The organism is Pseudarthrobacter sp. Y6 (assembly GCF_050156205.1).
In the GTDB taxonomy this organism is placed as follows: domain Bacteria; phylum Actinomycetota; class Actinomycetes; order Actinomycetales; family Micrococcaceae; genus Arthrobacter.
In genome coordinates, this window is the sequence record NZ_CP189574.1 from 1,440,963 (window position 1) to 1,467,378 (window position 26,416).

The following is a 26,416-nucleotide window of genomic DNA, read 5'->3' on the forward strand; positions in this document are numbered from 1 at the left end:
GGCAGAGATGCCAACCTGGGAACAGACGCTGAGAGTCACGACGGCGGATGAGACGCATGCGCTCGGTGCCGCTTTAGGGGCGGAGCTTCAGTCCGGGGATCTGTTGGTGCTGACCGGCGAGCTGGGTGCCGGGAAAACCACCTTCACGCAGGGGCTTGGCGAAGGCCTGGGCGTGCGGGCGGGCATCATCTCGCCCACGTTTGTCCTGGTCCGTATCCACCCCAACCTGCCCGACGGCCGGCGACCCGGTGGCCCCGACCTGGTGCACGTTGACGCGTACCGGCTGGGCTCGGCGTCGGAAATTGACGACATTGACTTGGAAAACACGCTGGACTCGTCCGTGACCGTGGTGGAGTGGGGGCGCGGCCGGGTGGAGCACCTGAGCGAGAGCCGGCTGGAAGTGGACCTACACCGGGCAATCGGGCTGGACGCCATAGGCGCCGCGGAACCAATGCCCGGCCACACCGAAATCCTCGACTTTGACACCGAGGACCTCGACGAACCCCGCACCATCGTGATGCGCGGCTTTGGTCCCCGCTGGAGTTCGCGGCCTGCGCTGGGCGGCGCCATCAAAGGGACACCTTGATGCTCATTCTCGCCATCGATACCTCCGCCGTGGCCAGTGCGGCACTCGTCTCGGACGACGCCCTCGAAGGCGTGGTGGCCAGCTTCTCCACCGAGGACACCCGCAGCCACGCCGAAGTGCTGGCCCCCGGCATCGAGGACCTCCTTGCCTCTGCCGGCGTCACCGGCCGGGACATCGACGCCATCGTGACAGGCGTGGGCCCCGGCCCGTTCACTGGCCTGCGCTCCGGGATCGCAACCGCCCGGACGCTCGCCTTCGTGTGGGACAAACCGCTGTACGGGCTGATGAGCCTGGACGCCGTGGCGCTGGAAGTGGCAGAGTCCACCGATGCCGCGGCCGAATTCCTGGTGGTCACGGACGCCCGGCGCAAGGAGGTCTACTGGGCGCGCTACAGCCTCGCCGACGGCCAGTTGCCGCAGCTTGAGGACGGTCCGCATGTCAGTTTCGCCGCGGACCTGCCGGACCTCCCGGCTTACGGGGCCGGCGCCGGACTCTACAGTGATGTGCTGCGCGCAGACCCTGGCTTCAGCAACGAACAGCCGGACGCCCTCTACCTCGGACAGTTCGCCTTGGCCCGGCTCGCCGCCGGCGCGCAGTTGCTCGACTCCACGCCCCTGTACCTCCGGGAATCCGACGCCCAGGTGCCCGGCCCGCGAAAGCGGGCCCTGTGAGCATGCCGACCAGTGCTGACGGAGTGGTCTTTCGGGACATGACCCTGGATGACGTGCCCGCCGTGGACGCTCTCGAACAGCGGCTGTTCCCGGCTGACGCTTGGCCGCTGCACATGTTCCTGTCCGAACTTTCCCAGCGCGAAACGCGCCGCTACCTGGTGGCGGAAAGCGGCGGGGACATTGTGGGCTACGCCGGCCTGATGTGCATCGAGCCCATCGCGGATGTCCAGACCATCGCCGTCGTGCCTGAATTCGAAGGCCGGGGCATCGGCTCAACGCTCCTGACCCGGCTGATTGAGGAAGCCCGGCACCGCGGGGCGGCGGACGTCCTCCTGGAGGTCCGTGCGGACAATCCCCGGGCGCAGCAGTTGTACCTGCGGTTCGGCTTCGAACAGATCCACGTCCGCCGGGGGTATTACCGCGACGGGGTTGACGCCCTGATCATGCGACTGCAGATGGTCCCCGAAGGCTCAGTGCCGGACCCCACACCAGCCGACTCCGCACCAGCCCTTGATCCCTCAACAGAAGCAGGCCAGGCATGAACCGCTCGCAGCCCCTGGTGCTGGGCATCGAATCCTCCTGCGACGAAACCGGCGTCGGGATCGTCCGCGGCACCACGCTGCTCACCAACACTGTGTCTTCCTCAATGGACGAGCACGTTCGCTTTGGCGGAGTGATCCCCGAGATAGCCTCCCGCGCGCACCTTGATGCCTTTGTGCCCACCCTGCGCCAGGCCCTCGCCGAAGCCGCTGTGACGCTGGAGGACATCGACGCCATCGCCGTCACCTCCGGGCCCGGGCTAGCAGGCGCCCTAATGGTGGGGGTTTGCGCCGCGAAGGCCATGGCCGTGGCCACCGGAAAGCCGCTGTATGCCATCAACCACCTGGTGGCGCATGTCGGCGTCGGGCTGCTGGACGGAAACCCCGACGGCGGTGCTGGCGCCGGCCGTGGGGCCGGCCGTTCCGCCACTCTTGCCTCAGGGCTCGGCCACGGCGGGCGTCTCCCCGAGAACCTGGGCGCCCTGCTGGTCTCCGGCGGGCACACTGAGATCCTGAAGATCAACAGCATCACCAGCGACGTCCAGCTCCTCGGCTCCACCATCGACGACGCTGCCGGCGAAGCCTACGACAAGGTGGCCCGCATCCTGGGCCTCGGCTACCCGGGCGGCCCGGCTATCGACAAATTGGCCCACACTGGTAACCCCAAAGCCATCCGGTTCCCGCGCGGCCTCAGCCAGCCCAAGTACATGGGCACCGCCGAGGAACCGGGAAAGCACCGCTACGACTGGTCCTTCAGCGGCCTGAAGACGGCGGTGGCGAGGTGCGTCGAGCAGTTCGAGGCCCGTGGCGAGGAGGTGCCGGTGGCCGACATCGCCGCAGCCTTCCAGGAAGCGGTGGTGGATGTGATCACGTCCAAGGCTGTCCTGGCCTGCCGCGAGCACGGCATCAAAGATGTGCTCTTGGGCGGGGGAGTGGCGGCCAACTCCAGGCTGCGGGAACTCACCGGTCAGCGCTGTGCGTCCGCCGGCATCAAACTCCACGTGCCGCCGCTGGACCTGTGTACAGACAACGGCGCCATGGTGGCTGCCCTCGGTGCGCAGCTGGTGATGGCCGGGATCAGGCCCAGCGGCATCCGCTTCGCCCCGGACTCCTCGATGCCGGTCACCGCGGTGTCACTCCCCGCCTGACCCGACGATTCATCCCATTTGCTCTATCATTCTTGGTCCCCAAACCACGGTTTTAGGGACCAAGAATGATAGAGCAACGGGGGGATTTAGCCCGTCGGGCCGTTCCGCATCTGCTTGACCAGGTCCAGCACCACGGCCTGCAGGTCGCCGCCGTGCTCGGCAGCGACGCGGCGCTGCCGCTGGTATCCGGCGCCGCGACGGATGATCTTTTCGACGTCGGCCAGTTCGTCCGGGCAGCCGAGCTTCGCGGCCACCGGCTCAAGCCGGTTCAAGGTCTCCAGGAGGTGGTCGGTGACCAGCTTTTCCTTGCCGGCGGCGTCGAGGATGATGATGGCCTCCATGCCGTAGCGGGCGGCACGCCACTTGTTTTCCTGGACATGCCACGGCGGCATGGTGGGGATGGTGCCGCCGTTGTCCAGCGTGGTGGAAAATTCATCCACCAGGCACTGGGTGAGCGCGGCAATGGCGCCCACCTCCTCCAGTGTGGCCAGGCCGTCGCAGATGCGCATTTCGATGGTGCCGAGGTTGGGAACGGGCCGGATGTCCCAGCGGATCTCGGACAGGGTGTCGATCACACCGGTGGTAAACATGTCCTGGACGTAGGACTCGTATTCGTCCCAGGACGGGAACTGGAAGGGCAGGCCCGCCGTCGGCAGCTGCTGGAACATCAGGGCGCGGTGCGATGCGTAGCCGGTGTCCTCGCCGCCCCAGAACGGGCTCGACGCCGAAAGCGCCTGGAAGTGCGGGAAGTAGTTGACCAGGCCGTCCAGCACGGGGAGCGCCTTTTCGCGCCGATCCAAGCCAACGTGGACGTGCACTCCGTAGATGACCATCTGCCGGCCCCACCACTGGGTGCGGTCGATCAGCTTGGCATACCGGGCCTTGTCCGTCACGGGCTGCAGCTGTGGCGGGCTGAACGGGTGGCTGCCGGCGCAGAAAACCTCGACGCCCATGGGGTCGGTGATTTCGCGGACCGCGGCCAGGGACCGGCTGAGGTCTTCCTTGGCTTCGCCGGCGGTCTCGCAGACGCCGGTGACAAGTTCCACCGTATTCAGGAGCAGCTCCTGCTTGATGTGCGGGTGCTCGTCGTCTTCGTTGAGTTCGGGGTGCTTGGCAACAACGCCGCGGAGTACGTCGTTGGCCACTGATGCCAGTTCGCCGGTCTGGCCGTCCACGAGGGCCAGCTCCCATTCCACACCAAGAGTTGATTGCTTCGATGAAGCGAAATCAATCTTCATGCGTTCCCCTAACTGTTCGGATATCCCTGGGCACGCGCCGCATTCAAGTCTAATGCAGGGGTAGCATCGTCTTGATGGCCTTGTTCATGTGGACCCGTGAGTGTATTCACAAATCCACCCTCTTCTTTGCGGCTGCCGCCGTGGCCGCCATGACTGCCTGCACGGCGGTTCCCGCCACCGCCCCGGCGACTTCTGGCTCAGTGCCGGCCTCAACGCCGGAATCAGAGCGTCCGACGACGGCACCTCCGTCCGCTTCTCCCTCACCTGACGCCGGGCTGCGGCCGCTGGGCTGGGGCCCCGAACAGCGGGACCAGGATGCTGCCTCAGCCGCAGTGGCGGCGATGTCGGTCGAGGAGAGGGCCGGTCAGATCCTGATGCCCGTGTACGCCGGGACCGACCCCGAAGCCCAGGCCGCAATCATCGAACGCCTCCATCTGGCCGGGTCTATCATCATGGGCGACAACGTCCCGCTCGACGCGCGCGGTCAAGCGGACACGGCAGCCATGACGGCGGTCAATGCCCGGCTCGCCCAGGCCACCAAGGCCGACGGCAGGCCCTGGCCCGGTCTCATCGGCGTGGACCAGGAGGGCGGGATTGTGGCGCGGCTGGGCGCGCCCCTGACCGAATGGCCAACGGCCCTGAGCTACGGGGCGGCCGGCAATGTGCCGCTCACCAAGGACGCCGGCCGGGCCTTGGCCGCGGAGATCGGGTCGCTGGGCTTCACCGTGGACTTCGCGCCCGTTGCAGACGTGACCATCGGCCCCGCGGATCCAACCGTCGGTGCCCGGTCAATGTCCGGCAACCCGGATGCAGCGGGGGCGCTTGCCGTGGCGTTCTCCCAGGGCATGCAGGAGGCAGGCGTCCTGCCTGCCGTCAAGCATTTTCCGGGTCACGGCTCCGTCACGGTTGACTCGCACCAGGACCTCCCGGTGCAGCCCGCGGGCATCGCGGAGCTCGAGGCCCGGGACTGGAAGCCGTTCCGGGCAGCCATCGCAGCCGGTGTGCCCATGGTCATGACCGGGCACATCGCTGTACCGGCCCTGGAGCCAGGCGTCCCGGCGTCGTTGTCCGGCCCCACCTATGCTGCGCTGCGCGGCATGGGCTTCAAAGGCGTGGCCGTGACCGACGCCCTCAACATGGGTGCCGTCCAGAAGCAGTACCCGGGCGGCTCCGCAGCGACGGCGGCGCTCGCCGCGGGCGCGGACCTGCTCCTGATGCCTACGGACGTGGGGCAGGCCCACGCAGCCATCGTGAGTGCTGTGGCTGCCGGAACCCTGCCCGCGGCACGCCTGGAGGAAGCGGCCATCCGCGTGGCCACCATGATGACCTGGCGCGGCCGCATCGCCTCACCGCCGGGAGCCGCCCCTGCCAGCGCCGCCCCCGGCAGCGGCGGGGACATCTCGGCACGGGTCTCGGCGGCCGCCGTCACAGTGCTGTCCGGACACTGCGGTGCTCCAATCGTCCAGGGAAGCCTCCGGATTGCCGGGGGATCAGCGCAGGACAGGGCGCGGTTTGAGGCGGCTGCAGCGAAGGCCGGGCTCGGCACCGGGGCCGGACCCCTGGTCAGCCTCACCGGCTACGCCGGGCGGCCGGTCGGAGGCGATATCGCCGTGGCCCTGGATGCGCCATGGCCGCTGCAGGATTCCACTGCCCCGGTAAAGATTGCGCTGTACGGCCGGACCCCGGGTGCCTTTGACGTCCTCGTTGCCGTGCTGGCAGGCAAGGCGACTGCCCCAGGCAAGCTGCCCGCCGCCGTCGGAAGCTACCCAGCCGGGACGGGCTGCCCGTAACGGAACGTACCCACCCCAACTAGGTAGCAGTAGGTGTCGTTTTGAGCGCTCATAACGACATCTACTGCGACCCAGTTGGGGGAACGCGTTTAATGGACAGGTGCCCATTCTGAATAAAGACATGACCCTGTGTATTTCGCTGTCGGCCCGGCCCAGCAACAACGGGACCCGGTTCCACAACCACCTCTACGAGCAGCTGGACCTGAACTGGATCTACAAGGCCTTCGCCCCCACCGACCTGGCCCAGGCGATCGCCGGCGTCAGGGGCCTGGGAATTCGCGGCTGCGCGGTGTCCATGCCGTACAAGGAGGACGTGATGGCCCTCGTGGATGAGCTGGATCCCTCCGCCAAAGCAATCGATTCGGTCAACACGATCGTGAACACAGACGGGCATCTGAAGGCCTACAACACCGACTACACCGCCATCGAACAGCTCCTCGCCGGCAACGCCGTGCCTACGGACTACTCGGTGCTGGTCCAGGGCGCAGGCGGCATGGCCAAGGCCACCGTCGCGGCACTGCGCGACGCCGGCTTCACGGACGTCACCGTCATCGCCCGGAACGAAGACACCGGCCGGGCGCTTGCTGAGCAGTACGGGTTCCAGTGGCGGGCAACGCTCGACGGCGGCACGGCGGACCTGATCATCAACGTCACGCCTATCGGTATGGCGGGAGGCATGCAGGGCGGCCCGGAGGTGGACTCCCTGTCCTTCCCGGAAGATGCGATCGCGGCAGCCAACGTGGTGTTCGACGTCGTGGCGCTGCCTGCGGAGACGCCGCTGATCAAGGCCGCCCGTGCCGCCGGGAAACAGGTCATCACGGGCGCCGAGGTTGCCACCATCCAGGCGCTCGAGCAGTTTGTGCTCTACACCGGTGTCCGGCCCACAGACGAGCAGGTCCGGGCGGCCGAGGACTTTATGCGCGCCCAGTAAGGCCCGGGCTCAGAAGGCTTCGCTGCCTCAGACCGGTTCCACCGAGATGGCCACCCGGTCCTCCCCAATGCGGGTCAGGACCAGGGTGGCTGTCTTTTGTCCGCCCTTTTTCCCGGCCCCCTTGCTTCCGGCGAACAGCTGCTTGCGCAGTTCCTCCGGGGTTACCGAGGTGCCGCGCTTTTTGATGTCCAAGACCGTGATGCCGTTCTCCTTCACCCAGGCCTTGAGCGCCTTGACGTTGTACGGCATCACTTCCAGGACCTTGTAGGCCCGGGCGAACGGCGTGTCCGCCAGCTCCGGAGCGCAGATGTAGGCGATGTGCTCGTCCAGCAGGTGCCCGCCCAATTGAAGCGCGACGTCGGCCACCAGGCCGGCGCGGATCACCGCACCGTCGGGCTCATACAGGTAGCCCGCCGCCGGACCCACCGGCGCGGCGGGACCTCCGTCGAAGTCTTCAGCGCTGGTCAGCTCGGCGGCACCCTGCGGGCCAAGCAGCAGCGCCGCCCGGCGGATTCCGGGCCTGCGCACGGAGTTGAACCACAGGGCCACCTCGGTGACGTCGCCGCCCACTGATACCCACTGCGCCTCGCAGTCGGCGGGAACCGATTCGTGCGGCATGCCGGGGCCCATCTTGACCCCGACGGCGCGCCCGGTGGCAGCGAGCGATTCCACAAAGGACAGCGGCGGCGAAAACGCCTCAGGATCCCAGATTCTCTTGGTACCCGACGTGGAGGTGACCCGTCGTGCGGGATCCAGCCAGACGCCGTCGACCCCTTCCAACGGGACGGTGGTGGCGTCCGAATGCACCACGGTGGCGTTGGGGAAGGGAATCAGGTTGACCGTGGCGCAGGCGGCCGTGGTTTCGTCCATTTCCACGGCTGTGACCGTAATGTCCATCGATGCCAGGGCCAGGGAGTCCGCGGCGAGGCCGCACCCGAGGTCGGCGACATGGCGGACGCCGGCCTGCGCAAAGCGCTCGGCGTGCCGGGCGGCAACAGTGAGACGCGTGGCCTGTTCCAGCCCGGCCTGCGTGAAGAGCATGCTCCGGGCGAATTCCCCGAACTTCAGCGCGGCCTTGGTGCGCAGCCGGGATTGGGTGAGGACGGCGGAGACCAGCGCGGGGGAGTGCCCGGCCTTGCGGAGGGCCGAGTTGAGCTCGAAGGCCTCGTCCTCGCGGTACGGTCCCAGGGACGCCAGCAGCTCCCAGCCTTCGCTTGTGAGCAGTGGGGCGATCTGGTCCTGCGGTGCTTGAGCCATGGGTTCAAGCCTAGTGGAGGTGGCCCCGCGGCCAGTTCCCGCTAGGGTTGAAGGCATGGAAGACAGTGCAGGCACCCAAGCGTCCGGACCACGCCAAGCCAGCAAACCGGACCTGGTGAAGATTGCCCGCCCCGCGCTGATTGCAGGATCCGCAGTGGCCGTGGTCTGCATCGCGCTGTTGGTGATCATCTTCTTCCTGGACACGTTCAACGCCACTGTCTACTCCGTGGGCGGCAACGACATCCAGGACGCCACGGACGAGGCACGGGACATCCGCGGCCTCTACAGCGGGGCACGCGTGGGCGGTATCATCCTGCTGGTGCTCTCGCTGCTGGCTGCCCTGGGCGGCGCCGTGGTGCTGTACCTGCGGCGGGGCACCGTCGATGAAGGGGACGACGGCGACGAAGACGTCGATCTTGAGGACCTCACCGGCCGGTAAAGGCTGTTCGCCGGAGACATAATTCTGGCACTCACCTTGACCGAGTGCTAACGAATACATAGAGTCATCATTAGCACTCTCCCTAGGAGGGTGCTAATACATGAAGAGCTGCCAGCCAGGCTGCTGCCGGCACCGCGACGACGGTTTGCCAGCCACGGCGAAGCAGCTCAACTGTCCATGAATTTGCTGACGTAGAAGGAGAGGTCCGAGTGTCGGTCTCTATTAAGCCTCTTGAGGATCGTATTGTTGTCCGCCCGCTCGAAGCCGAGCAGACCACGGCTTCCGGCCTGGTTATCCCGGACTCCGCACAGGAGAAGCCGCAGGAAGGCGAAGTTGTTGCAGTAGGCCCCGGCCGCTTTGAAGATGGCAACCGCGTTCCGGTCGACGTAGCCGTAGGCGACGTTGTTATCTACTCCAAGTACGGTGGAACCGAAGTCAAGACCGGTGGCAACGAGTACCTCGTGCTGTCCGCCCGCGACGTTCTGGCGATCGTCGTAAAGTAACTCTTTGGATCCCCGTGCCGCTGTTCCGTCCCTGACTGAACAGCGGCGCGGGGTTCTGTCTTTGAAAGGACAAAACCATGGCAAAGCAGCTTGCGTTTAACGACGCTGCACGCCGGTCGCTTGAAGCCGGCATCGACAAGCTCGCCAACACTGTCAAGGTGACGCTCGGCCCCCGCGGCCGCAACGTCGTGCTCGACAAGAAGTGGGGCGCCCCCACGATCACCAACGACGGCGTCACCATCGCCCGCGAAATCGAGCTGGATGACCCGTACGAAAACCTTGGCGCGCAGCTGGCCAAGGAAGTAGCCACGAAGACCAACGATGTTGCCGGCGACGGCACCACCACGGCCACCGTGCTCGCCCAGGCCCTGGTCAAGGAAGGCCTGCGCAACGTTGCGGCTGGCGCCGCTCCGGGCCAGATCAAGCGTGGCATCGAGGTTTCCGTTGAAGCCGTTGCAGCCCGCCTGCTCGAGAACGCACGCCCGGTTGAAGGCACCCAGGTTGCCAGCGTGGCAGCCATCTCGGCCCAGAGCGACGAAATCGGCGAGCTCCTCGCCGAGGCATTCGGCAAGGTCGGCAAGGATGGTGTGATCACCATCGAGGAGTCCTCCACCACGCAGACGGAGCTGGTCCTCACCGAAGGCATGCAGTTCGACAAGGGCTACCTGTCCCCGTACTTCGTGACCGACACCGAACGTCAGGAAGCCGTCCTCGAGGACGCCCTCATCCTGATCAACCAGGGCAAGATCTCCTCCGTGCAGGACTTCCTGCCGCTCCTGGAGAAGGCGCTGCAGAGCTCCAAGCCGCTGTTCATCATTGCCGAAGACGTTGAGGGCGAGGCCCTGTCCACGCTGATCGTCAACCGCATCCGCGGCACCCTGAACGTGGTTGCCGTCAAGGCTCCGGGCTTCGGCGACCGCCGGAAGGCCATGCTGCAGGACATCGCCACCCTCACCGGTGCGCAGGTCATCTCCGCAGAACTGGGCCTCAGCCTGGATTCGGTGGGCCTCGAGGTGCTGGGTACCGCCCGCCGCATCACGGTCACCAAGGACAACACCACCATTGTTGACGGTGCCGGTTCCGCAGAAGACGTCGCAGCCCGGGTTTCCCAGCTGCGCGCCGAGCTGACCCGCACCGACTCCGACTGGGACCGCGAAAAGCTCCAGGAGCGCCTGGCCAAGCTGGCCGGCGGCATCGGTGTCATCAAGGTCGGCGCAGCCACCGAAGTTGAGCTGAAGGAAAAGAAGCACCGCATCGAAGATGCAGTGTCTTCCACCCGCGCCGCCCTCGAAGAGGGCATCGTGGCCGGTGGCGGTTCCGCACTGATCCACGCCCTGAAGGCCCTCGACGAGGATCCTGCAGTCAAGGCCCTCGAAGGCGACGCCGCCGCTGCTGTGGGCATCGTCCGCCGCGCGCTGGTCCAGCCGCTTCGCTGGATCGCCCAGAACGCCGGTTTCGACGGCTACGTTGTCACCGCCAAGGTTGCCGAGCTCGAAACCAACACCGGCTTCAACGCCAAGACGGGCGAGTACGAAGACCTGATCGCCGCCGGTGTCATCGACCCGGTCAAGGTCACCCGTGCAGCCCTGCGCAACGCGGCATCCATCGCTGCGCTGGTTCTCACCACCGAGACCCTCGTAGTGGAGAAGCCCGCAAACGAAGACGAGCACGCAGGCCACAGCCACTAGGCTGCAGTCTCCCTTACCTCGCTTCGCTCGGTCAGGGAACCCTGACCGCGTGGGCCCACCACAGCCTCCGTAGCAAGTCTCCGCACAAAGAACCGGTCCAGCCTCTGCTGGGCCGGTTTTTTGTGCTTACAAATCACCTGTGGCCCGCTTCTGCCGCCTACGCGTCCAGCATCGGCTGGAGTGGCAGACTGGTCCCATGCTGCTCGATGAGCTCGTGAAAACCACGGATGCCGTCGCGTCGACCCGCTCCAGACTCGCGAAGGTCGATGCACTGGCGGACCTACTGCGCCGGCTCGAGCCCGTGGACATCGCGACGGCCGTCGGCTTGCTCATCGCTAAGCCGCGACAGGGCCGCGTTGGGATCGGCTGGCGCGGCATGACAGCGGCCATGGGGGAGCCGGCCGCCGAGCCGAGCCTTACTGTCGCCGACCTCGACGCTGCGCTGGATCGGCTGCTCGTCACCGCAGGCGCCGGCTCGGCCGCGGAGCGCGCAGTGACCCTCCGTTTGCTCACGGCGGCAGCCACCGAGCGCGAGCAGGCCTTCATTGCCGGCATGCTCCTCGGTGAATTGCGCACCGGCGCGCTTGAGGGGGTGCTGACGGATGCCGTCGCCCGCGCCGCCGATCGGCCCGCCGACGCCGTACGCCGCGCGGCGATGCTCTCCGGCGATCTCGGCGAGACGGCACTGCTGGCGATCACGGGCACGGCGGCCCAGCTTGACGCCGTCGGCCTAATCGTCGGCCGTCCTGTGCAGCCCATGCTCGCCGCAACCGCGGCGAGCGCCAGCGCCGCGCTGGAGGTCACGGGGGAGGCATCCGTGGAATACAAGCTCGACGGGGCGCGCATCCAGGTGCATCGCATCGGCGACGATGTTCGCATCTACACACGCACCCTGGCCGAGGTGACCCACCGGCTGCCTGAGGTGGTGGAGGTGGTGCGCGGACTGCCGGTGCGCGATGTGATCCTCGACGGCGAGACCCTCGCCCTCGACGAGGACGGCGGCCCGCGACCGTTCCAGGAGACCATGGCCCGGTTCGGGGCGGATGCGGCGCGCGCTACGGTGCTGCATCCGTGGTTCTTTGACGTGCTGCACATCGACGGGCGCGACCTGCTCGACGAGCCGCTGGCGACGCGCCTCGGCGTGCTCGAACGCATCGCCCCCGAACACCGGATCCCGGGGGAGATCACGGCGGATGCGGCCGTTGCTGAGAGAGTGTCTCGCGATGCGCTCGCCGCGGGCCATGAGGGCGTGGTGGTGAAGGCGGTCGGATCGGCCTACGCGGCCGGTCGGCGTGGTTCTAACTGGATCAAGGTCAAGCCGGTGCTCACCTACGACCTGGTGGTGCTCGCCTGCGAGTGGGGGTCAGGCAGGCGCACTGGGCTGCTGTCGAACCTGCACCTCGGAGCCCTGGACCCGGCCGGCGAGTTCGGCCAACCCGGCGGCTACGTGATGGTGGGCAAGACGTTCAAGGGCCTCACCGACGCGCTGCTGCGCTGGCAGACCGAGACGTTCCAAGAGCTCGAGGTGCGGCGCACGTCGGGTACCGTCTGGGTCGAGCCCGTCACCGTGGTTGAGATCGCGATCGACGGCGTGCAGCGTTCCTCGCGCTATCCGGGCGGAATTGCGCTGCGGTTCGCACGTGTCAAGCGCTACCGCGACGACAAGACGGCGGCGGAGGCCGACACTATCCAGACGCTGCGCGCACTGCTGCGTTAGTGCCCAGATGAAGACGAATCCTTCGGGCCGGCCGCACTCGACGCGCCGGAGATGACACCAGGGTCAGGTCCACGAGGCACCTGCGGCCCGCTTGTGCCGGATCTCCAGCGGGCGTACCGTGGCGCTTAACCGCCGTCACGCCCAGCGTGCGGCGGGCCAGACCGGCTGGGTGGGCGGTATCCGAAAGGAGGCCAGATGTCAGCTGAGTCGGGCCTTGACCAGGGCAGGTCAGCGTTCCGCGAAAACCGCTGGACCGATGCCTTCGAGAACTTCCGTGATGCCGACCGGCGCGGCGGACTGCCGGCCCCGGACCTTGAACGGCTCGCAACCGCGGAGATCCTGACCGGCAAGATGACCACAGGCCTGGAGACCCTCACCCGGGCCCATGAGGAATACCTGGTTGTGGGCGACGTCGTTGGTGCCGCCCGGTGTGCCGGTTGGATGGGGATGCAGCTGATGTTCCTGGATGAGCCGGCTCGGGCCGGGGGGTGGTTTGCCCGCGGCCAGCGGCTCGTGGATGAACTGGCCGAGCCGGACGCTGTGCAGGGCCTCTTGCTCGTTCCGATGGGCCTCGGCAAGCTCTATGGCGGTGATCCGGTAGGCGCCCTGCAGGTCTTCTCCCAGGTTGCGGACTTCGGCCAGAGATTCCAGGACAAAGACCTGTCCGCGCTGGGCCTCCTCGGTACAGGTCAGGCGACTCTCATGCTTGGGCAGGCCGGCAAGGGCCTCAGGATGTTCGACGAGGTCATGGTCGCCGTTACGGCAGGTGAACTCTCCCCGATCCCGTCAGGAATTATCTACTGCGCTGTCATTGGCAATTGCCACCTGGCCTTCGACCTGGAAAGGGCCCTGGAATGGACGGCTGCCTTGGACCGCTGGTGCAGTGCACGCCCTGACATGGTGACCTTCAGCGGCCAGTGCCAGTCACACCGCGCCGAACTCTTCATGCTCCACGGGGCCTGGGCCGAGGCGCTGATGGCGGCTGCGGCTGCCCAGGGACTTTCCGTAAAGGGTGATCCCCAGGCGCTTTACGGGGGCTACTACCAGCAGGGCGAAGTGGAACGGCTGAGTGGAAAACTGGACGACGCCGAGGCTTCCTACCGGCAGGCTGCCCGGAGCGGCTACGAGCCGCAGCCTGGCCTTGCGCTCCTCTTGTTGGCGCGCGGAGACGCGCAGCAGGCGCAGTTGATGGTCCGCAGGGCGGCCGGCACGGCAGACGCCGCTACCCGCCGGAACATGCTGCCCGCACTGGTGGAGATCGAGCTGGCCGCCTCCGACCTGGAAGCCGCGCGGCGAGGTGTTCAGGAGCTGGAAGCCCTGGCCAGTGAATGCCCTATGCCCATGGTCCGGGCCGTTGCCGGCCAGGCGGACGGCGCGGTCCGACTGGCCGACGGCGACCCCTCCGCTGCCCTGCAACCGCTCCGCGAGGCGTGGAGGCTGTGGCAGGAGCTCGGTGTGCCGTACGAAGCGGCGCGCTGCCAGGCGTTGGCAGGCCGCGCCTGCCGCACACTTGGCGATGAGGCCTCGGCGCTGATGTACCTGGAGGCGGCCCACACTGCGCTCCTGGACCTGGGCGCGGCGCCGGCGGCAACCTGGGCGGCGTCGCTGCTGCACGAAAGCATGTTGGACAGCGGGTCCACGCCGGATTCAGCGGGCCTCCTCACCCGCCGTGAACTTGAAATCCTCCAGCTGGTGGCAACCGGAATGGGCAACCGGGCCATTGCCGGCGAGCTCTACCTCAGTGAAAAGACGGTTGCCCGGCACATCAGCAACATCTTCCTGAAACTGGGCCTGTCTTCACGGGCGGCCGCCACCAGCTATGCCTATGAACACGGACTCGCAGGCTGACGTCCACATAGAGCCACTTGGCCTACATAGAAATACCCAGCCACTCCGCGGCTGAAGTTGCATAATTCGGCCGACGCGGGCACCAGGCGCGCGGCCATAGCCTCAAAGCATGAACCTTCCAGTCCTTGCCGGCACACTTTCCACGGTGCTGTTCGCCGCGGGAATGCTGCCGATGCTGGTTAAAGCCGCACGGACCAAGGACCTGGCTTCGTACAGCCTCAGCAACCTGATGCTGACCAACGTTGCCAACGCCGTCCACTCCGTCTACGTCTTTAACCTGCCTGCGGGACCCATCTGGGCACTCCACCTGGCGTACCTCCTGGCATCCGCGCTGATGCTGGCATGGTGGCTCCGGTACCGGAAAGCGGGTCAGCCCACGGAAGGTTCAGCCATCACAATCCCCGCAAACAACCAAGGAGAACAGCCATGAATAACAACGGCGTGACCGGCACGCTGGACACCATGATCATAGGTGGCGGGCAAGCAGGCCTGGCCCTGGGCCACTACCTGAAAGAGCAAAACCGGACGTTCCTCATCCTGGACGCAAGTCCCAGAACCGGAGACGCCTGGCGCCAGCGCTGGGATTCCCTCCGCGTCTTTACGCCCGCAAAGTACGACGGACTCCCAGGCGTTCCGTTCCCGGCTGACCCGTTGTCCTTCCCGACTAAGGACGACGTTGCCGGATACCTTGAGGGGTACGCCGCAAGGTTCGACCTGCCCATCGTTAACGGGGTCCGGATCGAACACCTGTGGCGGGAAGATGACGGTTTCGTCGCCGCTTCCAACGGCCGCCGCTGGGAGGCGCGCAACGTCGTCGTCGCCACCGGCTGCAGCCAAGCGCCCAAGGTACCGGATTTCGCCGCGGAACTGGCACCCTCAATCGTCCAGCTCCATTCCAGTGAGTACCGGAACCTCGGGCAGCTGCAGGAAGGCCCTGTCCTGGTCGTGGGGCTGGGGAACTCTGGAGCGGAGATCGGCCTGGAAGTGTCCCGCAGCCATCCCACGGTCTTGGCCGGCAAGCCCGGTGGCGAGATTCCGGTGAAGCACGGCCCGACGGCGGCCCGGTACTTCCTGCCCGTGGTGCGGTTCGTCGGACTCCACGTCCTCACCCTCAACAACCCGATCGGCCGCAAAGCGGCACCCTCCTTCAAAGCACACGCGGCGCCCCTGATCAGGACGAAGTCCAAGGACCTGGCCGCCGCTGGTGTGAGGCTCGTGCCGCGGGTTGCCGGGGTGGAGAAGGGGCTGCCGGTCCTCGCGGACGGGACCCGGCTTGAGGTCTCGAACGTGATCTGGTGCACGGGGTTCCGGGATGTCTTCGGCTGGATAGACCCAGTAATGCTCGACGGCGGCGCGCTGCCGAGGCAGCGGCGCGGCGTGGCACTTGATACCCCTGGACTGTTCTTCCTGGGCCAGGAATTCTTGTACGCGGCGGCGTCGGCGACGCTGCCCGGGGCATGCCGTGATGCGCGCTATCTGGCGGGACGGATCCCTGTTCCGGCTCACCGCGAAGCCGCACGCGCGGCGGCCTGAAGTGCCCTTCGGGACCGGATCCTGATTGGCCATCGGCCGCGCGGCTCCGTAGGCTTGATGCTTTGCTTACCGCTTCGAGAGGCCTTCTGTGTCCAGTGCACCAGCCGAGGCTGCCCTGCGCACTGCGCTGGACGCAAAGACCGGCTCGCGGAAGCCGGCCCGCAAACCGACATTCCGCCCCGAAGTCCAAGGCCTCCGCGCCCTCGCTGTACTGATGGTGGTGACCTACCACGTATGGCTTGGCCGCGTGTCCGGCGGGGTGGATATCTTCCTCCTGATCTCTGCCTTCCTGCTGACGCTGTCCTTCGTCCGGAAGGTGGAATCCGGCACCTCCCTCAATCTGCTGCGGCACTGGCTGCACCTCTTCAAGCGGCTGCTGCCGGCCGCCGTCGTGGTGATCCTCGGGGTCCTGGCAGGCACGTGGCTGATCCTCCCGCAAGGACGCTGGCCCGTCATCCTGGACCAGGCCTGGGCGGCACTGATGTACCGGCAGAACTGGTTACTGGCGGACACCGCCGTGGACTACTACGCCCAGGACCACGCCGCGGCGAGCCCCCTGCAGCACTTCTGGTCCCTGTCCATCCAGGGACAGGTCTTTATCTTGTGGCCTCTCGTCTTCGCCGCTTCCGCTGTTGTGTGGCGGCTCCTCCGGCACCGGTACAACGCCAGCTATCGCGCCGTGGTGGCAGCCGTGTTCGCCGGCATCCTCGTTGCCTCGCTCGCGTTCTCGATTGACCAGACGGCCACTAACCAGGCCTACGCCTACTTCGACACCCGGACACGGCTCTGGGAATTCGCACTGGGCTCGCTGCTGGCACTTAGCCTGCCGCACCTGAAACCGGGGAAATTCGTGCGTGTGGTGCTCGGCTGGGCCGGCCTGGTGGCCATGGTCTCCTGCGGTCTGTTGCTGACCGTGGACCGGGCGTTCCCCGGATTCGTGGCACTGTGGCCCACCCTGGCTGCCGCGGCGATCATCGTAGCCGGGCAGAGCGGGAGCCGGTTTGGTGTGGACCGCCTCCTGAGCTGGAAGCCGCTGGTCTCCCTGGGGGACAACTCCTACGCCCTCTATTTGTGGCACTGGCCCATTCTGGTGCTTGCGCTGGCCGCTAGTGGCGTCGAGTCACCCAACCTCATCCAAGGCGCCGCGATCATCGCCGCCTCGATGGTCCTGGCCATCCTCACCACCCGCTTTGTGGAAAGTCCGCTTCGCGAGTGGCGCTGGCCGCAGGTGCGCACGTGGCGCACCGCCGTCGTCGTGGTTGCCTGCTGTGCCCTGCTGGCCGGACCGGTGGCGGTCTGGCAGACGAGCCTCACCGCGGAGGAAGCTGCCACTGCCGCGCAGCCCCGCGAGCTGTCGCCGGGAGCGGCCCTGCTGACCCCGGGCAACGCCGGAGCGCCGGCGCCGCAGGGGAGGATCATTCCCGGGCCCACCGTGCTGGACAACGACTGGGCCGGAATCCAAGGGCCCTGTGTCGGTCCGAATGCCACCGAGGACCCTGTCCTCGAAGGGTGCCAGCAGGCCGTCCCTGAAGGCGAAGCCACCAAACGAATCGTTGTGCTGGGCGACTCCCATGCCCAGCAGTATCTGGCCGCCTTGGCTCCCATCGCGGAAGCCCGCGGCTGGGAGCTGGTCACCCTGCTGATGCCGGCATGCCGTTTCGGGGCCGAATCCGAGGCCCGGAGTGCCGAGTGCAACGCCTACAACCGGGCCAGCGCAGCGTACGTGCTGGAACACCGGCCGGATGCCGTCTTTACCGTGGCCACCCTGACCCATGAGGAAGCCCCGTTCGAGACCGAGGTGCCGGCCTACCTCGAAGGCATCCATCCCATCGCGGACGCCGGCATCGAGATCGTCGGCATCCGGGACAACCCGCGCTTCACCATCAACATGCCCGAGTGCGTCCAGCGCCACGGCGCAGACGCCCCGGCCTGCAACCCGCCGCTGAACGAATCGCTGGTGGAGCCATCACCGCTGGAAAGTTACCGTAGGAAGGTCGACGGGCTGCACCTGATGGACCTGAGCGACTTCATCTGCGCCGGCGGTATCTGCCCGGCCGTGGTGGGCAACGTCTACGTGTACAAGGACGACAACCACCTCAGCCGGACATATGTGGAAAGCATGATTCCCATGTTTGAGGAGCGGATGCTGGCGGCGACGGGCTGGAGCTGACACGTCGGCAGTAGGGCCCACGCCCGCAGGGTTCCCTGGCCGAGCTTGCGAGGTTAGGGCTCGGGCGGGGATCCGTGCCGTTGCTCACAAGGGACTCCCGGAATAGGGGGATCGGCGTCGAGGTTCTAATATTTACTCAAAGCTTTCTGCGCGGTGACCGCGCATGAGGCACCCGAATGTACTAAGGCCCTGCACGGACCAGTCCCGTAATGACGGGCTGGTCATTAGCTGCAACCCCTACCCGTGAACCCATAACCAAGGTAAGAGGCGCACTCATGACCCAGCCCGAGCACGATCCTTTCGGCTTCATCGGCCTGACCTACGACGACGTCCTGCTCCTTCCGGGCCACACGGACGTCATCCCGTCCGAGGCTGACACGTCATCGCGGATTTCCAAGCGGATCACCGTTCACACACCGCTGCTGTCCGCCGCCATGGACACGGTCACCGAATCCCGGATGGCGATTGCCATGGCACGCCAGGGCGGCCTGGGTGTCATCCACCGCAACCTGTCCATCCAGGACCAGGCCGACCAGGTGGACCGCGTGAAGCGCAGCGAGTCCGGGATGATCACCAACCCGCTGACCATTGGCCCTGAGGCAACGCTGGCGGAACTGGATGAGATCTGTTCGCAGTACCGGGTTTCCGGCCTCCCCGTTGTGGACGAGGGCATGCGGCTCCTCGGTATTGTCACCAACCGCGACACCCGCTTTGTGCCAGAAGCCGACTTCCCGCTGCGGCTGGTCAGCGACGTGATGACCAAGATGCCGCTGATCACCGGGCATGTTGGCATCAGCCGTGAGGAAGCCTCCCACAAGCTGGCCACCAACAAGATTGAAAAGCTCCCGCTTGTTGACGAGCAGGGCCGGCTCAAGGGCCTCATCACCACCAAGGACTTCACCAAAGCCGAGCAGTACCCGCTGGCCACCAAGGACGACGAGGGCCGGCTCCGCGTAGGCGCAGCCATCGGCTTCTTCGGTGACGGCTGGGAACGCGCCATGGAACTGGTCGAGGCCGGCGTGGACGCACTGTTCGTTGACACGGCCAACGGCCACTCCCAGGGTGTGCTGGACATGATCCGCCGCCTGAAGTCCGATCCCGTAGCAGCGCACGTGGACATCATCGGCGGCCAGGCTGCCACCCGCGAAGGTGCCCAGGCCCTGATCGACGCCGGTGCCGACGGCATCAAAGTGGGTGTAGGCCCCGGCTCCATCTGCACCACCCGCGTAGTGGCCGGTGTGGGCGTCCCGCAGATTACCGCTATTTACGAGTCCGCCAAGGCAGCCATCCCCGCGGGCGTACCGTTGATCGCCGACGGCGGCCTGCAGTACTCGGGCGACATCGGCAAGGCGCTGGTTGCCGGCGCCGACACCGTCATGCTCGGTTCCCTCCTCGCAGGTTGCGATGAGTCCCCGGGTGAGCTCATCTTCGTCAACGGCAAGCAATTCAAGAGCTACCGCGGCATGGGCTCGCTGGGCGCCATGCAGTCCCGCGGCAAGAACACGTCCTACTCCAAGGACCGCTACTTCCAGGCGGACGTCTCCGGTGATGACAAGCTGATCCCCGAGGGCATCGAAGGCCGCGTCGCCTACCGCGGCCCGCTCGCCTCAGTGGCGTATCAGCTGGTAGGCGGCCTCCGCCAGACCATGTTCTACACCGGCGCGCCCACCATCCCGGAGCTCAAGGCCCGCGGCAAGTTCGTCCGCATCACCCCGGCCGGCCTCAAGGAATCGCACCCGCACGACATCCAAATGACCGTGGAGGCCCCGAACTACGGTTCGCGATAATCCCCGGCGCCTCCCTGACCTTGCTTCGCCGCGGCCAGGGAACCCGGGCACCGTGGGCCCACCCGGCGCCTCCCTGACCTTGCTTCGCCGCGGCCAGGGAACCCGGGCACCGTGGGCCCACCCGGCGCCTCCCTGACCTTGCTTCGCCGCGGCCAGGGAACCCGGGCACCGTGGGCCCACCCGGCGCCTCCCTGACCTTGCTTCGCCGCGGCCAGGGAACCCGGGCACCGTGGGCCCACCCGGCGCCTCCCTGACCTTGCTTCGCCGCGGCCGGGAACCCGGGCACCGTGGGCCCACCCGGCGCCTCCCTGACCTTGCTTCGCCGCGGCCAGGGAACCCGGGCACCGTGGGCCCACCCGGCGCCTCCCTGACCTTGCTTCGCCGCGGCCAGGGAACCCGGGCACCGTGGGCCCACCGCTGGTTCAGCCTGCGTCCGGCAGTTTATGGGGGAGGCCTGCCCATCTCCAATCGGTCGCAGGCATTGTATATTCGATGGAGTAAATACTTGATCGAATATGGGGGAGCGACGTGTCGGACGGGTTCTATGGCGCAGACGTTGCCCAGCTGAGGCATCTGGCGACGGCGATGCGGTCTGCCGGAACCACGTTGCAGATGCAGCTAAGCAATTTCAGTTCAGGCATTGCGTCCACCCGGTGGCCAGGCCCGGATGCGGAATACTTCCGGCAGGACTGGAAGTCCGGCCACAGCTGTGTCCTTCGGGATGCCGTGGCCTTTCTCAACAGCGCGGCCGCAGAGCTGAGCAGGAACGCCAACGAGCAGGATGCGGCGAGTTCGGCGGTGAGAGGACCAGTGTTCCCGCCGAGCTCCGCTGGCGTGTATGTGTGGAAGCCAGACCCGCTGCACCTTCAAGGCAAATCCGCGGCGCAGATTAAAAACTGGTCGGCAGAGCTGACGGAGCGCGAGCGGCAGCACTTTATCCGTGACCACCCCGTGGAGGCAGGCAACACCAACGGCATCCCCTTCGATACCCGCGTAGAGGCGAACCGCATCAATGCGCAAAACCGGATCGATTGGCTCAACCAGAACGACCCCGAGCCGTTGTTCAACCCGCTGCTCATGGATGCGGGCTATCCGCAACGGTTCACCGCCCAACACGAAGCGTGGGAAAAGCGCCAGTCATACCTGCAAAAAGTGGTGGACGGAGACATCAAGCTGGCCGGATACGACCCGGGCAGAAACTCCATAGTGGAGATGATCGGAGACTTCGACAGCGGCACGACCACGGGCGTGACGTACGTGCCGGGTACCTTGACGAACGAGGCCTCGTTCTACGGCGGGGGACTGCAGGACGTCCCGAGATATCTCGTTGAGTCCGACGGGACTGGCGGAACGGTGGCCTTTGTCTACAAGGGGTCGGAGTTTCCTGACGGAAACTACGGTGAGGCGTTCCTGGTGGAAGCCAAGAGCGATCATTTCGTTGCCGACAAGTCTCCCGCTCTCCGGGACTTTCAGGCAGCCGTGGACTTGGAGAAGCCCGCATCCGCCCTGACCGCGGCGATGGGCCACAGCTGGGGGTTCCGGCTGATAGCGGGCTCGGAGAATGACGGGGCACGTTATGACAAGGTCATCGCCTTGTCCGGTGCTGCAATGCCACCCGGCTGGAACCCAAATCAGGGAACCGAATACTCCACCTTCACGTATCCGGACGGCCTGCTGACCGCGGAACTCAGCGGTGTCGTTGGTGAAAACTACCCGATGAAAGAACCGGCCTTTGACAAGCACGTCTACGCCCCGCCCGGGGGCTTCGAATGGTCGGACGGCTTGAGCTTCGAGAACCACAGCCTCATTGCGACCACAGGTCCGGATAACGAGAAGGCGCTGGAAGATGTTGATAAGGAAATTCGTGGTAGATAACGGCAAAGCGCGCAGGACGGCATTGAACTGGCGCACGGCTGCAACTATATTCCTGTCCCTCACGCTGGCAGCGTGCGGTCAGGCGGAGAGCGGAAAAACGATGACAACGACACTCGAATCAGCCAAATCAAAGGTCACCTCGCTGCAGCAGGAAATCACGGTGATGGTTCCCGAAGATCTGGTGATCTCCCGTTTTGCCAATGACGTGTCGAGCCTGATGCGTTGCGATGGTGAGCAAAAGAAGTGGACTGGAGCCGCCGAAATTGAGCTCGCCCCCGGCATCGACCGAGAAGTCTTCCTGGACAAGGTGCGGGACTCGATTGCGGGCCGCGACGGGTGGAAGGTCTCCGACGACACGGATCAGGACGGGGACCGGCGCGTCGACATACTTCACGACGACGGGACGCACCTGCTCGTTTCGTTCTACGATTCACCAGTGACGCTTCGGGTGGCCGGCTACAGCGCCTGTTTCGATTTCCCCGAGTACAAGTATGGGGAAAAGTACTAGCTGCAGGAGTCTGTAGCCAGGCATGGAACTAGGCTGAAGCCATGTCCCAACCACGCCATCCCGCCGAACTGAACCCAAAAAAGGACCCTCAGCGGCGGTTGGCCCTGAGGCCCTACGCCCGGGCTGTGGCGCAGGTGCTGCGGGTCAGCTTCCGGGCCTCGCCGGCCGCCGTCGTGATGAAAGTAGTCGGTTCGCTCATTTCGGCGACGCTGCCTTTGGTGACCACGTACTTCGCAGCGCTGACCACCACGGCGCTGGCGGCCGCTTACTCCGGTGATTCCGCAGCAGGCCAACAGGCCATTGTGTACGTCATCATCACGGCTGCCCTGGGGCTCTTCTGGGGCGGCTTCAGCAGCGTGGACCGTTACATCCAGCAGCTCATGAGCTTCAAGGTGGGCGCCATCGTCGGCGACCAGATGTACGAGCGTTTCCTGGCACTGGAGTTCTGGCGCTATGACGACAAACAAACCGTGGACCTCTACGACCGGGCCAAACGCTTCTCCGATTCGTATGCCCGCGTGCTGGACCGGATCGCGGCCATCTTCACACAGCTGGTTTCGGTGATCCTGGCCGTGGGAGCCCTGCTGCTGGTCAGTTGGTGGATCGCGGTGATTGTCCTCGTGGCGATAGTGCCCAGCGTTTACCTGCAGTTCAAGCTCTCGCGCGAACAGATCGCCCACTGGAACACCCAGGTGGACTCCCGCCGGCAGCGGCGGATGATCGAAACCAACCTGCTCCGCCCGCAGCACATCGCCGAGATGCGGCTCTACGGGATCGTGGGCTACCTGATGGACCTCCGCTCCCGGCTGCGCGATGCCGATGAGCGGCGCCGCCTGGACTTCCAGAAGCGCTACATTCCCAAGCAGCTCGCCGCCGATGCCCTGCAGTACGGCGCCGAGGTGATCTCCCTGATCTGGGTGGTGGGCCAGATCATCGCGCGCGCCCAGCCCGTTGGCCAGTTCCTCTATGTCCAGCAGATCGTCAGCCGCGCACTGTCCACAGCCAACAGCCTGGTGTCCTCGTTGAGTTCGATTGACGAGGATCTCGCCAACCTCAAGGACTACGAGCTGTTCATGGCAATGCCGGTGCATTCGGACCATTCGCCGCCGCTGCTGCAGGCACCCAAAACAGTGGAATTGCGGGACATCCGCTTCACCTACACGGGCAGTGACATCGAGGTGATCCGCGGCATCAGCATGACCATCCGCGAGGGCCAGCACATCGCCGTCGTGGGTGAGAACGGCGCAGGGAAGTCCACCCTGATCCGGATCCTCGCCGGACTCTACCGGCCGGATTCAGGGCAGGTAATGCTCGACGGCGTTGACCTCGCCGCCGTCGACGTTAAGTCCTGGCACCGCCACCTGGCGGTGTTGAGCCAGGAATTCCTCAAGTACGAATTCGCCACTGCCGCCGACAACATCCGCTTTGGCGACGTCGATTCGCCCCGGGACGATGACGGGATCCGCCGGGCGGCCAGCGATGCCGAAGCGTTGGAGTTCATCAACAAGCTGCCCAACGGCCTGGACAACTACGTCAGCAACTGGATGGAGGATCCGCGCGGCCGGAAGGGGAGCGGGCTTTCCGGCGGCCAGTGGCAGCGGCTCGCGATGGCCCGGAATTTCTACCGCAACGCCACCTTCATGGTGATGGACGAGCCGACGTCTGCCATTGACGCGCTGGCCGAGCACCGGATCTTCTCCCGGCTGTTCGCGGACCGCAGCAGCACCATCATTGCCATCAGCCACCGGCTTGCCACCATTGAGAAGGCCGACATTGTCTACATGCTCGAAGACGGCCGGATCGCGGAGCAGGGCACTCACACTGAACTCGTGGCACTGCGCGGCCGCTACTTCCGGATGTTCGAATCCCAGCTGACCGTGGACGAGACCGAGGGAGTCTGACTTTCGTGGGTACGCCTTGCTGCTACGGGCGCCCCAGCCATTTGGCATACATCCGGTCGCGGTGACGGTGTACGTGACGCGAATACAGCATGCCGGCCGCAATTGGAACAGGAAACACGGCCAGGAACCCCATGATGGGCAGGACATCGGGTGACATTCCTTTTGGCGCGAAGAGCATCATGGCTACGACTATGGCCAGCATCACAGCCACGATGGCGATGGCCACGCCCGGAACGATTCGGATGTACTGCTCCGCGCGGGCAACGTCTTCCGCCGGAACCGGCGCCTTACGTGTGAACCTTGGGCCCAGGCTGACCAACCAGCCGCCGGCAGACAGGGCAAGCCCCAGGCCTGCCAGTACCAGGCCATTCTCGGGGCTTTGGCCAGTAGCGGCCAGGACGGCTGCCTGTGCCGCGCCCGGGAGTGCGAAGACCATGCCCATCCACCAGAACCAGAAGACACGGGCCCGCCGATGGGCATGGCCCGAGGCATACTCCCTGGATTGCGCGGTGCCGTCCGACTTCAGGTCCATCACGATGCAGCAGCCAGCAACGATCGGACCGTCAGGCCTGGTTGTTCGCCGGACTCCAGGTCACGGACACCGAGCTGTCCGCCGGCATCCAGCGGCGCCGAAGCAACCTGCAGGGTACCGGCTTCCAAAACCTTGATGTTGGCCACGACAGGCTTCGCTACGTCCATGTGGTAACGCCGGGAACTGACTATGCCGCCACCGGCAGTGGTCAAATCGGCCACGGCTTCGTCCACGGTCATCTGCACAAAATCGAGCAAGTCCACGTCGTCCCGCAGCGGAAGACAAACGTACTCGCTCAAGGGACGCAGGAAAATGGCTGCACGGCCTGCGGGGGAGTCCACCAGATAACTTGGTGAGACTGCTCCGGACCCGATCCGTGTGATGTCGTACCACTGGGAACACGTACTGAAAATCCTGGCGAGAATCCTTGCCTCGGCCAGAAGGGTGACTTCTTCGCCGCTGACCTCGACTGTGCCGCGGATATTCAAGGTACCCACACCCGCGCGCACCAGATCGTGATCGTCCGCGAGGTCGGCTAAACCCAGTACTCTGCGCGTCAGGGCGGTTCCGGCGCCGGGCTCGAAAGCGAGCAGGGCCAGAATCTCGTGGCTGGTCATGCGGTATGCGGCGGCAGGCATGGCGGTATCGGCACGCTTGGCCTCCGCGCCGGTGGGGTCAGTCATCATTTCCTCACGTTGTTGGTTGCGGCTCATGGTTTCAAAGGGAGTCTCAGCCGAATCCGAGCCTACCGCCCAGCCAGCCGGCGGCGTCCTGGACGCCGCCTACCACGCCAGCGCCGAAGTCCCAGATTCTCTTGGTGACAGGAACGTCACCCGACATCATTCCCAGCAATCCCCAACCCAGGGCAAGTCCGCCCAGGACCACGCCGGCAGGTGCTCCAACGATCGTTCCGGTGGCAACCAGTGCGGCTATCGACAGTCCGCCACCGATGACGCCGTCGGCAATCCTGAACGGGTCCTTATTCTCAATCCCGGAGAGGACATCGAGGACGCCAATCGCGCCGCCCAGTACGCCGAGTACCTTCCCGGCGCCCTTCATGAAGTCAAAGAACTTGCCGACACCCGCCTGGACCTGGGCGAGCTCGAGGTTCCAGTTGAATTTGTCCGCCGCGAACATCAGGGCTGTGGCGATCCCTGAGGCGGCACTGCCATCGCCGACGCCGATCTTCTCGAGGAGCCACTCAATTCCCGATGGCGCGTGCTGATAGTCCGGGTCCGTAAAGGAATCACCCCAGTTCCGCTGCGGATCGGAGCCGCCGGTGGAGCCCGGCGTGACTGGCGTGGATCCGGCGCCGGCGCCTGCGTTTGAGTTGCTGGCCTGGTCCTGTTCGTCAGCGTGGACCAGCAGCGACCTGGACTGTTCCTGCAGGGATTCTGAGGTCTTGTTGAGCATCGGACGCAGCGAGGACGTCCACTCACTGCGGAACCTTGCCCCGTCCTCGCCCTTCCAGACGGTGGACTGCACCAGGGAATTCACACTGGACTCGACGTTCTTTAGACGTGTGCCTGAATGTCCCAGAGATTTCGACAGCGCTCTGAGCTGCTCGATGTCAGCACCGAAGATGCCTGGCGCCATGTTGTCCCCCAAGTTTGATTGTCACCGGCAGTCCGTGCCGGTCCGCTGTTGTCTTCAAACTATTTCAATGCGGCGCCCACCGCGATGGGGACTTGTCCCCTCGTCGGCACCGGGCTCGGCCGTCCACGGTCCGGGCCTCGGCTGGGATAACCTAGAGCA

The 26,416-nt window shown here is 65.8% G+C and carries 23 protein-coding genes; 18 read left to right on the plus strand and 5 right to left on the minus strand.

What is annotated here, in order from left to right; translation table 11 throughout:
* The first annotated feature begins 7 nt into the window (after positions 1–7).
* From tsaE to tsaD, 4 genes are read left to right on the plus strand one after another with little or no spacing between them, the layout of a single operon-like run.
* Entirely contained in the window at positions 8–586 is a 579-nt protein-coding gene (tsaE, locus tag ACQCSW_RS06930) for a tRNA (adenosine(37)-N6)-threonylcarbamoyltransferase complex ATPase subunit type 1 TsaE (protein WP_426990641.1), read from the plus strand.
* On the plus strand, positions 586–1,257 hold the full coding sequence (gene tsaB / locus ACQCSW_RS06935) for a tRNA (adenosine(37)-N6)-threonylcarbamoyltransferase complex dimerization subunit type 1 TsaB (RefSeq protein WP_426990088.1): 672 nt from the start codon (positions 586–588) through the stop codon (positions 1,255–1,257). The genes tsaE and tsaB overlap by 1 nt, the downstream gene beginning before the upstream one ends.
* A 2-nt stretch (positions 1,258–1,259) precedes the next feature.
* A complete protein-coding gene (rimI, locus tag ACQCSW_RS06940) occupies positions 1,260–1,799 on the plus strand; it encodes a ribosomal protein S18-alanine N-acetyltransferase (protein WP_426990089.1) in 540 nt (179 codons plus the stop codon).
* Positions 1,796–2,944, plus strand: coding sequence for a tRNA (adenosine(37)-N6)-threonylcarbamoyltransferase complex transferase subunit TsaD (tsaD, locus tag ACQCSW_RS06945; RefSeq protein WP_426990090.1), 1,149 nt, complete (start codon positions 1,796–1,798; stop codon positions 2,942–2,944). The genes rimI and tsaD overlap by 4 nt, the downstream gene beginning before the upstream one ends.
* Positions 2,945–3,030: 86 nt before the next feature.
* Here the strand turns inward: tsaD and ACQCSW_RS06950 are convergent, their stop codons facing one another.
* Positions 3,031–4,182, minus strand: a complete 1,152-nt coding sequence (locus ACQCSW_RS06950) for a glutamate--cysteine ligase (RefSeq protein ID WP_426990091.1) — start codon at positions 4,180–4,182, stop codon at positions 3,031–3,033.
* Between the two features lie 341 nt (positions 4,183–4,523).
* On the opposite strand from ACQCSW_RS06950, the gene ACQCSW_RS06955 reads away from it, so the two are divergent.
* A complete protein-coding gene (locus ACQCSW_RS06955) occupies positions 4,524–5,972 on the plus strand; it encodes a glycoside hydrolase family 3 N-terminal domain-containing protein (RefSeq protein WP_426990642.1) in 1,449 nt (482 codons plus the stop codon).
* Positions 5,973–6,072: 100 nt separating this feature from the next.
* Positions 6,073–6,903, plus strand: coding sequence for a shikimate 5-dehydrogenase (locus ACQCSW_RS06960; protein WP_426990092.1), 831 nt, complete (start codon positions 6,073–6,075; stop codon positions 6,901–6,903).
* A gap of 27 nt (positions 6,904–6,930) precedes the next feature.
* Here ACQCSW_RS06960 and ACQCSW_RS06965 read toward each other — a convergent pair whose 3' ends face one another.
* Positions 6,931–8,160, minus strand: a complete 1,230-nt coding sequence (locus tag ACQCSW_RS06965; RefSeq protein WP_426990093.1) for a THUMP-like domain-containing protein — start codon at positions 8,158–8,160, stop codon at positions 6,931–6,933.
* A gap of 55 nt (positions 8,161–8,215) precedes the next feature.
* On the opposite strand from ACQCSW_RS06965, the gene ACQCSW_RS06970 reads away from it, so the two are divergent.
* From ACQCSW_RS06970 to ACQCSW_RS07025, 12 genes are all read left to right on the plus strand, one after another.
* Complete coding sequence (locus ACQCSW_RS06970; protein ID WP_426990094.1) at positions 8,216–8,599, plus strand: hypothetical protein; 384 nt, start codon at positions 8,216–8,218, stop codon at positions 8,597–8,599.
* A gap of 209 nt (positions 8,600–8,808) precedes the next feature.
* On the plus strand, positions 8,809–9,102 hold the full coding sequence (gene groES / locus ACQCSW_RS06975; RefSeq protein WP_056344177.1) for a co-chaperone GroES: 294 nt from the start codon (positions 8,809–8,811) through the stop codon (positions 9,100–9,102).
* Positions 9,103–9,179: 77 nt separating this feature from the next.
* Positions 9,180–10,790, plus strand: a complete 1,611-nt coding sequence (gene groL / locus ACQCSW_RS06980; RefSeq protein ID WP_426990095.1) for a chaperonin GroEL — start codon at positions 9,180–9,182, stop codon at positions 10,788–10,790.
* 196 nt (positions 10,791–10,986) lie between these two features.
* Positions 10,987–12,507 carry an ATP-dependent DNA ligase gene (locus ACQCSW_RS06985; protein ID WP_426990096.1) on the plus strand — a complete coding sequence of 507 codons (1,521 nt, stop codon included), beginning with the start codon at positions 10,987–10,989 and terminating at the stop codon, positions 12,505–12,507.
* A gap of 195 nt (positions 12,508–12,702) precedes the next feature.
* Positions 12,703–14,355 carry a LuxR C-terminal-related transcriptional regulator gene (locus tag ACQCSW_RS06990; RefSeq protein WP_426990097.1) on the plus strand — a complete coding sequence of 551 codons (1,653 nt, stop codon included), beginning with the start codon at positions 12,703–12,705 and terminating at the stop codon, positions 14,353–14,355.
* Between the two features lie 109 nt (positions 14,356–14,464).
* On the plus strand, positions 14,465–14,785 hold the full coding sequence (locus tag ACQCSW_RS06995; protein WP_354252617.1) for a hypothetical protein: 321 nt from the start codon (positions 14,465–14,467) through the stop codon (positions 14,783–14,785).
* Positions 14,782–15,888 carry a flavin-containing monooxygenase gene (locus ACQCSW_RS07000; RefSeq protein ID WP_426990098.1) on the plus strand — a complete coding sequence of 369 codons (1,107 nt, stop codon included), beginning with the start codon at positions 14,782–14,784 and terminating at the stop codon, positions 15,886–15,888. Before ACQCSW_RS06995 ends, ACQCSW_RS07000 begins: the two co-directional genes overlap by 4 nt.
* Before the next feature lie 115 nt (positions 15,889–16,003).
* A complete protein-coding gene (locus ACQCSW_RS07005) occupies positions 16,004–18,058 on the plus strand; it encodes an acyltransferase family protein (RefSeq protein ID WP_426990643.1) in 2,055 nt (684 codons plus the stop codon).
* A gap of 275 nt (positions 18,059–18,333) precedes the next feature.
* On the plus strand, positions 18,334–19,845 hold the full coding sequence (gene guaB, locus ACQCSW_RS07010; RefSeq protein WP_426990099.1) for an IMP dehydrogenase: 1,512 nt from the start codon (positions 18,334–18,336) through the stop codon (positions 19,843–19,845).
* A 726-nt stretch (positions 19,846–20,571) separates the two neighbouring features.
* Complete coding sequence (locus ACQCSW_RS07015; protein ID WP_426990100.1) at positions 20,572–21,720, plus strand: hypothetical protein; 1,149 nt, start codon at positions 20,572–20,574, stop codon at positions 21,718–21,720.
* Positions 21,710–22,228 carry a hypothetical protein gene (locus ACQCSW_RS07020; RefSeq protein WP_426990101.1) on the plus strand — a complete coding sequence of 173 codons (519 nt, stop codon included), beginning with the start codon at positions 21,710–21,712 and terminating at the stop codon, positions 22,226–22,228. The genes ACQCSW_RS07015 and ACQCSW_RS07020 overlap by 11 nt, the downstream gene beginning before the upstream one ends.
* 41 nt (positions 22,229–22,269) lie before the next feature.
* Entirely contained in the window at positions 22,270–24,129 is a 1,860-nt protein-coding gene (locus ACQCSW_RS07025; protein WP_426990102.1) for an ABC transporter ATP-binding protein, read from the plus strand.
* A gap of 22 nt (positions 24,130–24,151) precedes the next feature.
* Here ACQCSW_RS07025 and ACQCSW_RS07030 read toward each other — a convergent pair whose 3' ends face one another.
* From ACQCSW_RS07030 to ACQCSW_RS07040, 3 genes are read right to left on the minus strand one after another with little or no spacing between them, the layout of a single operon-like run.
* A complete protein-coding gene (locus tag ACQCSW_RS07030; protein WP_426990103.1) occupies positions 24,152–24,664 on the minus strand; it encodes a hypothetical protein in 513 nt (170 codons plus the stop codon).
* A complete protein-coding gene (locus ACQCSW_RS07035) occupies positions 24,661–25,374 on the minus strand; it encodes a hypothetical protein (RefSeq protein ID WP_426990104.1) in 714 nt (237 codons plus the stop codon). Before ACQCSW_RS07035 ends, ACQCSW_RS07030 begins: the two co-directional genes overlap by 4 nt.
* A 16-nt stretch (positions 25,375–25,390) precedes the next feature.
* Complete coding sequence (locus tag ACQCSW_RS07040; protein WP_426990105.1) at positions 25,391–26,257, minus strand: WXG100 family type VII secretion target; 867 nt, start codon at positions 26,255–26,257, stop codon at positions 25,391–25,393.
* Positions 26,258–26,416 lie beyond the last annotated feature (159 nt).